12 protein-coding genes are annotated in these 12,855 nt (G+C 58.3%); 8 read left to right on the top strand and 4 right to left on the bottom strand.

The window, feature by feature from the left end:
- The first annotated feature begins 266 nt into the window (after window positions 1-266).
- Window positions 267-2,195 (top strand): 1-deoxy-D-xylulose-5-phosphate synthase, encoded by a 1,929-nt coding sequence (dxs, locus tag AC6I1V_RS06485; protein ID WP_486854519.1) that lies wholly within the window; start codon window positions 267-269, stop codon window positions 2,193-2,195.
- 174 nt (window positions 2,196-2,369) lie between these two features.
- The gene (locus AC6I1V_RS06490; protein ID WP_486854518.1) at window positions 2,370-2,576 is read left to right on the top strand and encodes a hypothetical protein; all 207 of its coding nucleotides are present in this window, start codon (window positions 2,370-2,372) and stop codon (window positions 2,574-2,576) included.
- 158 nt (window positions 2,577-2,734) lie between these two features.
- On the opposite strand, the gene tilS is transcribed toward AC6I1V_RS06490, so the two are convergent.
- From tilS to AC6I1V_RS06510, 4 genes are all read right to left on the bottom strand, one after another.
- Window positions 2,735-3,790 carry a tRNA lysidine(34) synthetase TilS gene (gene tilS / locus AC6I1V_RS06495; protein ID WP_486854517.1) on the bottom strand — a complete coding sequence of 352 codons (1,056 nt, stop codon included), beginning with the start codon at window positions 3,788-3,790 and terminating at the stop codon, window positions 2,735-2,737.
- 681 nt (window positions 3,791-4,471) lie between these two features.
- Complete coding sequence (locus tag AC6I1V_RS06500; protein ID WP_302554680.1) at window positions 4,472-5,272, bottom strand: type III pantothenate kinase; 801 nt, start codon at window positions 5,270-5,272, stop codon at window positions 4,472-4,474.
- A gap of 2 nt (window positions 5,273-5,274) precedes the next feature.
- Window positions 5,275-5,787, bottom strand: coding sequence for a preQ(1) synthase (queF, locus tag AC6I1V_RS06505; RefSeq protein WP_337431098.1), 513 nt, complete (start codon window positions 5,785-5,787; stop codon window positions 5,275-5,277).
- A gap of 943 nt (window positions 5,788-6,730) precedes the next feature.
- Window positions 6,731-6,907 carry a hypothetical protein gene (locus AC6I1V_RS06510; protein WP_497736946.1) on the bottom strand — a complete coding sequence of 59 codons (177 nt, stop codon included), beginning with the start codon at window positions 6,905-6,907 and terminating at the stop codon, window positions 6,731-6,733.
- On the opposite strand from AC6I1V_RS06510, the gene AC6I1V_RS06515 reads away from it, so the two are divergent.
- The 6 genes from AC6I1V_RS06515 (at window position 6,890) to AC6I1V_RS06540 (ending at window position 12,789) form a co-directional block, all read left to right on the top strand.
- The gene (locus AC6I1V_RS06515; RefSeq protein WP_308771967.1) at window positions 6,890-7,708 is read left to right on the top strand and encodes a MogA/MoaB family molybdenum cofactor biosynthesis protein; all 819 of its coding nucleotides are present in this window, start codon (window positions 6,890-6,892) and stop codon (window positions 7,706-7,708) included. The two genes, AC6I1V_RS06510 and AC6I1V_RS06515, sit on opposite strands and share 18 nt — an antisense overlap.
- A gap of 801 nt (window positions 7,709-8,509) precedes the next feature.
- Window positions 8,510-8,911, top strand: a complete 402-nt coding sequence (locus tag AC6I1V_RS06520) for a GNAT family N-acetyltransferase (RefSeq protein ID WP_486853999.1) — start codon at window positions 8,510-8,512, stop codon at window positions 8,909-8,911.
- 967 nt (window positions 8,912-9,878) lie between these two features.
- Window positions 9,879-10,361 carry a dUTP diphosphatase gene (gene dut / locus AC6I1V_RS06525; protein WP_486853998.1) on the top strand — a complete coding sequence of 161 codons (483 nt, stop codon included), beginning with the start codon at window positions 9,879-9,881 and terminating at the stop codon, window positions 10,359-10,361.
- A gap of 70 nt (window positions 10,362-10,431) precedes the next feature.
- Window positions 10,432-11,640, top strand: coding sequence for an aspartate aminotransferase family protein (locus AC6I1V_RS06530; protein WP_486853997.1), 1,209 nt, complete (start codon window positions 10,432-10,434; stop codon window positions 11,638-11,640).
- A 155-nt stretch (window positions 11,641-11,795) separates the two neighbouring features.
- Window positions 11,796-12,284: a NanQ anomerase/TabA/YiaL family protein gene (locus tag AC6I1V_RS06535; protein WP_308771067.1), complete on the top strand. Its 489-nt coding sequence runs from the start codon at window positions 11,796-11,798 to the stop codon at window positions 12,282-12,284.
- Window positions 12,285-12,567: 283 nt separating this feature from the next.
- Entirely contained in the window at window positions 12,568-12,789 is a 222-nt protein-coding gene (locus AC6I1V_RS06540) for a TraR/DksA family transcriptional regulator (RefSeq protein WP_005025407.1), read from the top strand.
- The last annotated feature ends 66 nt before the right edge of the window (window positions 12,790-12,855 follow it).

The following is a 12,855-nucleotide window of genomic DNA, read 5'->3' on the forward strand; positions in this document are numbered from 1 at the left end:
AAACGGCGGATCAAAACGTCCCCGTCCCGCAGCGGGGACGCCGCCCCCCTATAAGGGGCATTCGCCTTTTCAATGGTTTTCTCAAAAATTCACTTTAAGTTTCATATAGTTGAATACATGGTTCATTAAAAGTGCGAAAGTTTCCCCTCTAAGGCCCGTTTGCCAATTCAATGAGGCAGAGCTATACAGGGAGTTCCGCACACCACAAAGCAGGCAACCCCGCCCAAGCCCCGGCAACCTGCCCAGACCACAGGAACGCACTCTTCATGAACGAAACGGATAGCCCCCTTCCTCCCCTTCTCGCCCGCATCACGCACCCTTCCATGGTGGCGGATCTGTCCCTCGCCGAAAAGCAAATCTTGGCGACGGAACTGCGCCAGACCATTATCCGCACGGTTGCCGCCAACGGGGGGCATCTGGCTCCCTCGCTCGGCGTCGTCGAACTGACGCTCGCGCTCCTTTCCGTATTCAACCCTGAGGAAGACAAGCTCGTCTGGGATGTGGGGCACCAGAGCTACGCGTGGAAGCTGCTGACCGGAAGATCGGAAAACTTCCATACATTGCGCCAGCTTGGAGGCATCAGCGGTTTTCCGAAAATCGAGGAAAGCCCGTTCGATCATTTCGGCGTCGGGCACTCCTCGACATCCGTTTCCGCGGCCCTCGGCATGGCGATGGCGCGGGATCTGGCGGGAAAGAAAAACCATGTGCTCGCGGTCATCGGAGACGGCTCCCTCACCGGGGGGCTGGCCTTTGAAGGCCTGAACCAAGCGGGCGACATGGGGCGGCGCCTTATTGTTGTCCTGAACGACAATGAGATGTCGATCTCCCACAATGTCGGGGCGTTGTCCCTCTTCCTCAGCCGCAACATGGAGCGAGGCTGGGCGCGCAGGGTCCGCCGGGAAGTCAAGGACTGGCTCAAGTCCATCCCCGGCATCGGTGACGAAATGGCGGAATACGCCCACCGCACGCACCGCAGCCTCAAGACCGTCTTCACGCCGGGCATGCTTTTCGAGGCCCTGCGCTTCAACTACATCGGCCCGGTGAACGGGCATAATATCGAAGAATTGGAACGCCATCTGAAAATGGCGGCTTCCATCGACGATCAGCCGGTTCTGCTGCACGTGCTCACCCGCAAGGGGAAAGGATACCCGCCCGCCGAGGCCCAGCCTTCCAAGTTCCACGGGCTCGGCAAGTTCGACGTCGCCACAGGCCAGACGCAGCCCAAACCAGCCGGAGCGCCCCCGACCTATACCGACGTTTTTGGGGAAACCCTCTGCCGGCTCGCCAAAGAGGACGACCGCATCGTGGCCGTGACCGCCGCCATGTCCAGCGGCACGGGAACGGGGCATTTCAAATCCCGTTTTCCCGCCCGCTTCACGGATGTGGGCATCTGCGAACAGCACGCCGTCACCTTCGCGGCGGGCCTCGCCTCGCAAGGCTACCGTCCCTTTGTGGCAATCTATTCCACCTTCACCCAGCGCGCCTATGATCAGATCATCCATGACGTGTGCATTCAGAAGCTGCCCGTGACGCTTTGCCTTGACCGGGCGGGGCTGGTGGGCGAAGACGGCCCCACGCATCACGGGGCGTTCGATCTTTCGTTCCTCCGCCACATCCCGAACATCAAGATACTCGCCCCCCGCGACGAGCCCGAATTGCAGGCCGCGCTGATCACGTCCCTGAGCCTCGGCCAGCCGCTGGCCATCCGTTATCCCCGCGGCTCCGCTCCCGGCCATCCCCTGCCCAACGCCGAACCGCTGATTTCCCTGCCGCCCCTCCCCCTCGGCGAGGGCGAACTGCTCCGCGAAGGCACGGATGCCGTGGTTGTTGCGGTAGGGAGCATGGTGGTCGCGGCACAGAACGCCGCCGAAAGGCTTTTCGCCGAGACGGGCCGCAGCGTAGCCGTGTTCGACGCCCGCTGGATCAAGCCCCTTCCTGAAAAGCAGCTTCTCGATATGGCAAGCCGCTTTGACCGCATCCTGTTCGCCGAGGAAAACGCCCTTGCCGGAGGCTTCTCTTCCGCCGTGCTGGAACTCCTCGTCGACAACGGGGCCCTGCACGGGCAGCGCATCAAGCGCATCGGCCTGCCCGACGCGTTTGTGGAGCACGGCACGCAAGCCCAACTCCGCCACCGCCTTGGCCTTGATGACGAGGGGATCTATTTGACATTAAAGGCGTTGCTGGAAGAGCAATGAGCTTGTTGAGACAAAGAAAGAGGACGCTTTGAGGGTGAGGCCCTCTCTGTATCCCCACTCCTTCCCCTCCTTTCCCAAGGCGTTCGGCTGGTGGAAAGGTGCGCAGCGAGGGCCACTCCTGCCAAAAGGGAAAAAACTTTTCTGACAAAGAAGCAACGGAGCCGCCTGAACGGAATGCGTTCAGGCGGCTTTATTCGTTGGTTGGGAAGGCCAATGCGAGGGGTAATAACAACAAAAGGTTGGCTGTGCGAAATGGCTGATGCTTTTTCCTTAAAATTCCATAAGTTCCAAATGGATAACCAGCAAAATGCCTTGGCTATGGATTCCGCCGATGGAAAAGCTGGAGAAAAAGTCTGTATTTTCACCGCACGGCAGAGATGAAACAACCACATGCCGTGACAGGGCCAAACATTTTAGAAAGATGAGAGGACAGGAAAAACCGAGAATGAAGAGAGAGAGAGAGAGAGAGAGAGAGAGAGAGAGAGAGAGAGAGAGAGAGAAAGAAAGAAAGAAAGAAAGAAAGAAAGGAATCCCTTTCTTCAAAAAAGTTTTTTCTCCCCTCTCCCGGCCTTCATCAACACCCCGTCACCATCCGTCGTTATGCATACGCCGCCGGGGAACTGAAAAACCTTCCGGCTGCGTGAGGAGACGGCGGCTTCATCCAGACGGAACAGCGTTTCGGACTGCGCCTGTCCGCGTCCAAAACGGTGGAACAATCCTGCATATACGCGCAGGCGCGCCGCACGCGGCAATGAGACAAAGGCCGCACGCGGCAACAGGAGGCTGCCGTTTTCCTCCCTGAGCTGCGCGAACACCGGGGCAAGCGTCTCGTCCCAATACTGCCCGTCCTCACGGGCAAGCTCCCAAAGCGTACGCACGGAACGGGAAAAAGAAGGGTTTTCCGCCTTCAACAGCGGAATGACATGGTTGCGCATACGGTTGCGCCGGAATGCGTCACTCCTGTTCGAGGCGTCTTCGATCCAATCCACACCGAGAGATTGGAGGAAAGCCTCCAGCTCCGCCCGTGGCGTCCCAAGCAAAGGGCGCAGAAGACGCCGGGCCGGATCTACGGCCTTCATGCCGCCGAGACCGGGCCAGCCGGAACCGCGCACAAGCCGCATCAGCACATCCTCACTCAAATCATCAAGATGATGACCGGTAACAACCCACTCAGCGCGTTCGGATCGGAGCACCGAATCAAAAAACGCGTACCGGGCACGCCGCCCCGCGTCTTCAAGGCCGATCCCTTCCGAACGCGCCAGCGCCTCCACATCCACGCGCCGCACCATACAGGGCACGCCGAGCCGTTCCGCGAAACGCCGCGCGGATTCCGCCTCTTCCCCGCTTTCCGGGCGAAGCTGGTGATCGAGATGTGCCAACACGAGGGATACGCCGAGGCAGCGCAGGATTACAGCCAGCGCCGTAGAATCCGCCCCCCCCGAAAAAGCCACGATGACATGGCGCGGAGATGCACCGCACCGCTCTTTCAGAAAACGCCCGACAGCCATGCACAACCGAGCCCCGGCAGGCGGCAAGTCCTGCATCCTGCGCGGGAGAGCATCTTTCTTTTCTGCCATCGTCGTTTTATTTGCCATGTGACGCCCCGCCAACAACTCAAAGCCATTCCATACAGGGCTACTTACGGCTTTACAGACTTCCGTTTTGCCCCGAAACCAACCCACTTAACACAAGGAGCACTTATATTATACTTTGGCTCTGCATAGTATGTAGTTGTTTCATCTCCACAGCACGGTGAAAATACAGACTTTTTATCCGGCTTTTCCTTTATCGAAAGGCTCTGTCATAGTACATGGTTGTTTTTGTTTCAGCAATATACTGAAAATATATGCTTTTTCTACAAATTTTCTGCTGGTGGGCTCTGCGATTGGGGGATTTTATTGGTTATTTCTTTGGAATTTCAAGGAAATAAAGCATCAACCGTTTTCTATGACACAGCCTATCGAAATCTATAGCTGAGGCATTTTGCCGGTTATTCCTTTGGAACTTCGAGGAAAAAACCTCAACCATTTTCTATGGCACAGCCTCTACTTTTTACAGGGCTTTCCCCGCCTGCTCCCTCCTGAGACGCCACCACGCAAACAGCCCCCACTCCCGCCGTTGCTCACCCCTTTTCAAGCAACCAGCCCTCCAGCTTTCCCGTACTTCCGAACAGGGATTCAATAAGCCCAAAAGTCTTTGCGGGAGGGGATGGGGGCGTGGGGGAAGGGGAGGGGGCTTTCTTCAGAAAGCCCCCTCCCCTTCCCCCACATCTTCAATCAATCCCTCGACTCAAGCCACAACAGGCGCAGCCCTTCGAGGACGAGATCCGGGCGGACGAGATCGAAGCAGTCCACAACGCGGGCGACATCCGGGGCGAAACCGCCGGTGGCGACGAACGCGACCGGCCCTTCGAGCGTCTTGGTCAGGCGCGCATACAGCCCTTCGGTCATGGACGCAAAGCCGAACAGGAAACCGTGATTCAGGCTCGTGACCGTGCTCCGCCCCACAATGGGCACGTCCGCATGCGCCGTCAACGCGATACGCGGAAGCTGCGCCGTGCGCGTCGCCAGCGCCCCAAGCGAAGACATGACGCCGGGGCAAATCAGGCCGCCGAGGTAGGCGTTTCCGGTAACACAGTCGAAGTTCGTCGCCGTGCCGTAGTCCACGGACACCACGGAACGGACATCCGGCAACAGGCGACGTGCCCCAAAAGCCCCGACAAGACGGTCGGCCCCCACTTCATTGGGCCGCTCATAGCGGTTTTCCAGCGGAATGGGCAAATCACGGTGCGCGAACCGGGGCGTCAACTCAAGGAAGCGTTCGCAGGCATGGGCCACCAGCGGGTTCATGCCGGGGACGACCGAACTGATCACGCACCCGTCGAGCGCCACATTGCCCGGCCCGGTCGCGGGCGTGCCGAATCCGGCGTGGCCGAGCAGATAGGCAAGCTGGAGCCCAAGCCCGTCGCCGCTCTGCCGGGTATCCGTAGGCAGCGTATAGGAGGCCAAAAGCCCCTCTATCCCCGCCACGCCAATTTTCAGGGACGTGTTGCCGATGTCGATGAGCAGCGCGTGCATGGCTACTTGTCCCACGTATGGGGGGCAGCTTCGCGCTTCCAGTCGGCGACGGCCTGCCGGATTTCCTCAGCCTTGGCCGGGTCGTCAAGCTTCTTGTAATGCTCGGCGAAGACATGCAGGTACGTCGCGCCGCGCGGCGAGAAAAGCCCCTTCACCCGGCACCACATCGGATCAAGCGCCTCCACGAAATCCTCAAGGATGGTGTTGGTGATGCTTTCCATAAAGGACTGGTGGTTGCGGTAGGCGAACATATACAGCTTGAAGCTCTTGGATTCCACGCACTTCTGGTCGGGGATGAACTCCACCACAATCGTGCCGAAATCGGGCTGTCCGGTCACGGGGCACAGGGACGTGTATTCGGGAAACGCCATGCTGACGACATACGGGCGATGCGGGAACCGGTTGGGGAACACTTCCAAAAGGCCGGCCCGCGGGCCGCCTTCGGGCTGCGGAAGGCGACCGGTGCCGAGGACTGTAAGCTGAGCGGTCTGGTCGCCGCCGTTGGTCATGGTCATGCAAAAACTCCTTGGGGCCGGCCTGAACCGGCAAAGGCTACGGAAAACGCTCTCTCAAGCATTCCGCGCTTGTCTGTGAAAGTGAGGGAGGATACAACAGGCTGAACCGCCGCACAAGTGACGGCGGCCTCCGAAACATTCACGCCTTCAATGAAAAATGACGCCGTAACAGGTCAACATACCAGATGAGCTATTGCAAAAGAGAGCAGAACAGCGAATGTCTCCGGCCCCCGCCATACGCGGCATGGCTTGGCTTCATTGTGGAAATGGAGAGCGGCAGACCTGTGCATACGCGGCCCATCGGATTCCGCCCCCTGAGCGTGTACCCGCCCCGTGTCCGAGAAGAGCACCCAGCTCCTCCACCTCGGCGCGGAAAGGGATTCGCCCTTACGTTCACAGGGAGCCCCTAACCGTAGCCTAGGCCAGATCTAATACAAGATTTCGCTCATGCGTTCATGGAGCGAACTGACGAGGGGGAACCATTCGCCTTTTCAATGATTTTTAAAAAAAGCTGTGCCATAGAAAACGGCTGATACTTTTTTCCTTGAAGCTCCAAAGGGATAACCGACAAAATGCCTTAGCCGTGGATCCCGCCAAGGGGAAAACTGGAAAAAAAATGGTTGAATATAAGTTTCATTGAAAACGTGAATGTTTCAAGAGAAGAAAGGGGGTGACTGCGACGGATCGAACCGCCCTACCTTCACAGAGAGCCCCTCTCACTGTGTCCCGCTGTTGCGGACGGCAAGGGTTCTCCCTTACGTTTACAGGGAAGCCTTTCAGTTTTCGGTTGATCGTTTTTCTCAACCAGGTTCTCCCCTTACGTTCACAGGGAAGCCCCAATATACGGTTCTCGGACAGATTCCCGTGTAGGTTCCCCCTACGTTCACAAAAAGACCGGCCTGTGAAAGAAACACGCTGAATACGGTAGGGTTCGCCTCCGTGTTCATGGAGGGCCCGCCTGATGCCGGAAACCTTCGGCTGCCATGCTCGCCTCCGTCCATGGAGCATATGCCGCGATGGACGGCACGCCGCTGCGAATGTACAGCTCCTTTTCCTCAGCCACCTTCACCCAATGCCCATCGGCACCATACAGGAGGTTCCCGTGACCGAAACGTTCCACACCCTCAGCCTGCACGCCTGCGCCGAAGGCGATATCCTGCCCCTTGCCTTCCTGCCCGCCACCGCCGCACCCACGCCGCTCCCGGCCCACGGCATGGCGGCCCGCCCCCTTCCCGACGGCAACAGGGACTGGCGCGTGGGAACCTGCCTTTACGACGCTTCGGGCATCGCCCGGCTCAAGGTCGCGGGCCGGATGTTCCTGCCCCCCTCCGTCCTTGCCTTGGATGCCCCGCATACCCAGATATGCCCGCTGCTCGAAGCGCTCACGCCCATCGAAGCCGGGACGCGGACGCTGGCCGCACGCCGCGAACATTGGGCTTTGGCATGGATTACCCTTTCCGACAAGGGAGCCGCCGGGCTGCGTACGGACGAAAGCGGGCCGCTCATGGCCTCCGACACCCGCGCCAAGCTGCCGCTCTGCCACGAGCAGGGTTTCATGATTCCAGACGATCCGCAGGCGCTGCGTGCCCTTGTCATGGAATTGGCGCTCGGCCAGGGATACGATCTCATCCTTACCAGCGGCGGCACAGGGCTCGCCCCCCGCGACACCACCCCTGAGGCCCTGCTTCCACTCTTTGAACGCCGCCTGCCGGGGTTTGAACAGGCCATGATGCAGGCCAGCCTCGCCAAGACGCCCACCGCCGCCGTTTCCCGCGCCGTTGCCGGGACGCTTGGGCGCACCATCGTCATTACCCTCCCCGGCAGCCGCAAAGCCGTCTCCGAAAACCTCGCCGCCATCCTCCCAGCCCTCGGCCATGCCCTCGAAAAACTGCACGGCGATCCCTCCGACTGTGGAAAATAAACAGACGCCCCGGAAAAATGGAATCATCCCCCACAGGCAAAACGACATGCCGACAGCCATACCAGCCTCTTTTCCGCTTGGCCTTGTCACAGGATATTGTTGATACATTTACAATATATTGAATATACAGTGTTTTACAGACCACTTTTCATTAAAGGCCGTGTCATGGGAAACGGTTGATGCCTTCTTTCTTGAAACTCAAAAGGAATAACGGATAAAATGCCCCAATCATGGAGCCCATCAGCGAGAAACCGGAAAAAAGTCTATATTTTTATCATATTGTAAAAATAAAACGACCATATACGCTGACAGCGCCTTCATTAAAGGTCGTGTCATAAGAAATGATTGATGCTTTCTTTTTGGCTCTGTTATAGTATGTGGTTGATTCATCTTCACAGTGCGGTGAAAAATACAGCTTTTTTCTCCGGTTTTCCTCTTGGCGGGATCCACGGCTAAGGCATTTTGCCGGTTATCCCTTTGGAGCTTCAAGGAAAAAAGCATCAGCCATTTTCTATAATACAGCCTTCTTTTTTGAAGTTCCACAGGGACAACCAATACAATGCCTCAGCCATGAAACCCGCCAATGGAAAAACTGAAAAAGGCCGTATGTCCACCAATCTGGGAGATGGAGCAGCCACATCCTATGGCAGAGCCCCATAAAACAATCCATGACTGAGGCAGTTCATTCATTAGCTGTTTGGAATTTCAAGCAATAAATATCAGCCGTTCACTATGGCACAGCCTTTGGTTTCGGCACTCCATGCCGGTCTTCCCAGACAATCAGACAGAGGAGAAAACGATATGTTGAGGCAGGCAACAGATGCGGATTTGAACCAAGTTGAAGAAGGGTATCAGAAACACTTTCTGCATGAAAAGGAACATGAAGCCTTCACCGTTTTTCGAGAGGGCGTGTATCCGACAAGAGCGGACGCGGCAAAAGCCCTGGCAAGAGGGGCATTGTATGTCTATGATGAGAATGGAAAAATATTGGGGAGCATCATTGCCGACAGGAACCAGCCGGATGAATACGAAACAATAGACTGGCCAAGCCATGCCCCTGCCGAGAAAGTGATGGTCATCCATCTGGTCATGGTATGCCCTGAAGCCGCCGGGAAAGGCATCGGTTCCTCCCTCGTCAAGTATGCCCTGGAAAAGGCACGGCAACATTCCTGCGAAGCGGTAAGGCTTGATACGGGAGCGTAAAACATTCCCGCCGCTTCGCTCTACAAAAAGCTGGGCTTTCAACTGGCTGAAACGGGTACGATGAAGGTCGGAGGGGTGATCTCCCATACCGGGCACCTCTTTTTTGAAAAGGCCCTGTCATAGGGCGTGCCTGTTTCCTCTTCACAGCGTGGTGACAATACGGCCTTTTTCCCCGTTTTTTCTTTGGTGGGCTCCATGACTGCGGCATTTCATCAATTCTTTCTTTGGAGTTTCAAGAAAAAAACATCAGCCGTTTGCTGTGGCACTGCCTTTTGAAAAGGAGTTAGGCAAGTATTTCATTGGCTCTGTTATAGTATGTGGTTGTTTCATCTCCACAGTGCGGTGAGCATACAGCCTTTTCTCCAGTTTTCCCCTTAGCGGAATCACTAGCTAAGGCATTTTTCCGGTTATCTCTTTGGAGTTTCAAGGAAAAAGCATCAACCATTTTCTGCGGCACAGCCAAGAACATCAGCCATTTTCCAAGCCGTATAGCCAATTACATATAATATATTGAAATTATTGAATTATTTTTTCAAATCACAAAAAATTATTTCAATAATTTAACATAGTTACATATAATAACAACACGACACAGGACACGGCCTTCCATTCCAGATGAGGGCCCCCTTGCCGCCCCATCCGCTGACCAGCGCGAGCATATGCCCCGCTGTTTCCCGTCTCGGCTGCCGCCCGCAGGTCGTCCCTCGCTGTAAGGATGCTTTTCCCTACGCGGGCCGCCTTTCGGCGGCAGCCGGGCCCTCTCCTGTGCGGGACTGCCCCCGCCGCCTATTTGCACAACTTCCCCGCCATGACCGGGCCTTCTCCCGCGCGGGCCTGCCGTTGGGGACACGGATGCCTGTGGGAGTTCCAGCCTTTCGGAGGGCCTTTTCCGCCTTCCCTCCGCCTCTTTTCCCTTGTGGGGCGGGACGGGTTGCGGTAGAGATGCGGTTTGAGCAAGGAGCATACCATGACTACAGCACACCCCAAGGTGCGCATCCAGTATCTGCGGGACTCGCAGGCCGTCTATACGGCGAACGGGGCCGGAGGCCTGCGGTACGCCACTTCAGGTTCCGTGGGCCTCGATCTGAGGGCCTACCTTGAAGAAGACGAAGCCTCCATCCCTGCGGGCGGGCGTCTGGCCATCCCTTCCGGCATCGCCGTCGAACCGCTTACGCCGGGCATCGCCGGTTTCGTCTATTCGCGCAGCGGGCTCGGAGCCATGCAGGGCCTGACCGTGGCGCAGGGCGTCGGCGTCATTGATCCCGACTACCGCGGCGAAATCACCGTCGTCCTCCTCAATACGTCCGGCGAAGAACGGCGGCTCCGACGAGGGGACCGCATCGCGCAGCTCGTTTTCCAGCTCGCCCTTCAGGTGGAGCTTGAGGAATGCGAGACGCTGGGCGCCACCGGACGCGGCTCCGGGGGCTTCGGACATACGGGAAAACACTAGGCGGCCTTCACAGGGCACGCCGTCGTACTTATATGAGCATTCCGGCGGCCGCCGGACAGGAGATACCATCATGACCACTTCCTCTCTCGATACGATCAAGGCCCGCGAAGAATCCCTTCTCTGCCGGACGTACGGTCGTTACCCTGTCAGCATCGCCAGCGGCAAAGGCTCCAGAGTCACCGACCTCGACGGCAAGGAATACGTCGACCTGCTGGCCGGGATCGCGGTAACCAGCCTCGGCCACTGCAACGAGGAAATCGCCCAGGTCATCGAGAAGCAGGCCCGCAAGCTCATCCATGTGAGCAACCTTTTTTATCAGGAAGAACAGCTTGAACTGGCTGAGGAACTGCTGTCCCTGAGCCACTTTGGAAAGGCGTTCTTCTGCAACTCCGGCGCGGAGGCCAACGAAGCGCAAATCAAGCTGGCCCGCCGCTACATGCAGCGGGTGAAGAACGTCGACGCCTACGAAATCATTACGCTGGAAAAGGCATTCCACGGGCGTACGTATGCGACGATGGCCGCCACGGGGCAGGAACGCTTTCAGGACGGGTTCGCGCCCATCCCGGACGGCTTCAAGACCGTGCCGTGGGGCGACCTGAACGCGCTTGAGGCCGCGATTACGCCCAAAACCGCCGCCGTGCTCGTTGAAATCGTACAGGGCGAGGGCGGCATCCGCCCCATGTACGCCGAATACGCCAAGGGCATTGAGGCGCTCTGCCGCAAAAAGGGCATCCTCTTCCTCGTGGACGAGGTGCAGGGCGGCCTGTTCCGCACCGGCAAGCCGTGGGCGTTCCAGCATTTCGATCTCAAACCCGACGCCATCTCCTGCGCCAAGGCCCTTGCCAACGGCCTGCCGATGGGCGCGATGATGACCACCGATGAAGTCTCCAAGGGCTTCGTCGCCGGCAGCCATGCCACCACGTTCGGCGGCGGCGCCCTGACGTCCGCCGTGGCCGCCAAAGTCGTGCAGATCATGAAGCGTGACCATCTCGACGAGCGCGCGGCCAAGCTTGGGGGCGAGTTCATGGAGTCCATCCGCCGCATCAGCGAAAGCCACCCCGGAACGATCAAGGAAGTGCGCGGCCTCGGCCTCATGATCGGCATTGAGCTGGCCTTCCCCGCTAAAGCCGTCTGGGAGGAGCTCATCCGCCGCGGCTTTATCTGCAACCTGTCCCACGAAGTCGTCCTGCGCCTCCTCCCGGCCCTCAACATCCCGGAAGAAGACCTGCGCGCCTTCGCGGATACGCTGGAAGACATCCTCGCCAACATCAAAAAGTAGCGGGCCGTTTTCTGCGATAAGAGGCACGGTGCGCCTTTGCCCAGCCTCTCGCCTATTCAGGCAATCTGTCCACCACATTGGAAGGGGAGGCCGGGAGGGGCCTTTCCAGGAGGCCCCTTCCCCGCAACCCTTTTCTTTATTATAAGGATTTCAGGATGATCGTCGATCATATCAGCAACTGGCGGCGTTACGGCTTCGGCCCGGCATGGGAACAAATGATGTGCTGGCTCGAAAACTATGCGCCCGGCGGTTCCGGCTCCCTTGCCGGACTCAAGGACGGCACGCATCCGCTGGCCGACGGTTTCGTCAATGTCGCCACGCTGACCTCGCGCCCGCTTTCCGGCAGCCTCTACGAATGCCACAAGCGTTTCTGCGACGTGCAGATGGTGGTGGAAGGGCAGGAATGGCTGTTCAACGCCGCCACAACGGGCCTCACCCTCAACGGCGCATTCGATGACCAGCGGGATATAGGCTTTTTCCAGCCCGCCCCGGCGGAAGTCAGCCGGGTCACGCTTGCGCCCGGCACTTTTGCCCTCCTCTTTCCGTGGGACGCGCACCTTCCGGCCATCGCGGTGGACGGGGTACCCGCCCCATTGCGCAAGTGCGTGGGCAAAATCCCCCTTGAGGCGCTGCGCCTTTCCTAAGGGGTTCCGTCATGGAATGACGGCTGCCTTATCCCCACAAGAGGGTGAAGATATTGGCTTTCCATCCCGATTTTCCGCCGGAAGGGGCCTTGACCGAAGCGCTTGATCGGTTATCCCTTTGGAATGCCAAGAAATAGAGCGCCAAGGGTTTTGCCGTGGCACGGCCTTCATAAAACTACTTGCAACGCGAACGGTTTTCGGGCAAACCTGCGGCCTTCCCGGGGGAAGGTCTGGCCCGTCTTGAGGGACTCCCCCTGCTTCACGTTAAAGAAAGAGGACACGAATGGACATTTTCGATCAGGCGCAGGAACTGGAACGGCTCGCACGCGAAACCGCCCTCCAGCGCGCCCGTTCTTCACAGTACTGGGAAGGGCCGGAGTGGATCGACGGCCAGGCCTGCTGCCGTGAATGCGGCGAGCCCATTCCCCAGAAACGTCTGGAAGCCCTGCCCGGCGTCGGCCTGTGCCGCGCCTGCCAAGAAGAACGGGAACGTGAAGGCTTCTGATTCCCGCGCAACATCCGGGGGAGGCCCTCACCTCCCCCTTACCCTTTCCCGCGTCCGCGAACGCCG

It is taken from the genome of Bilophila sp. T19-St14, assembly GCF_059728385.1.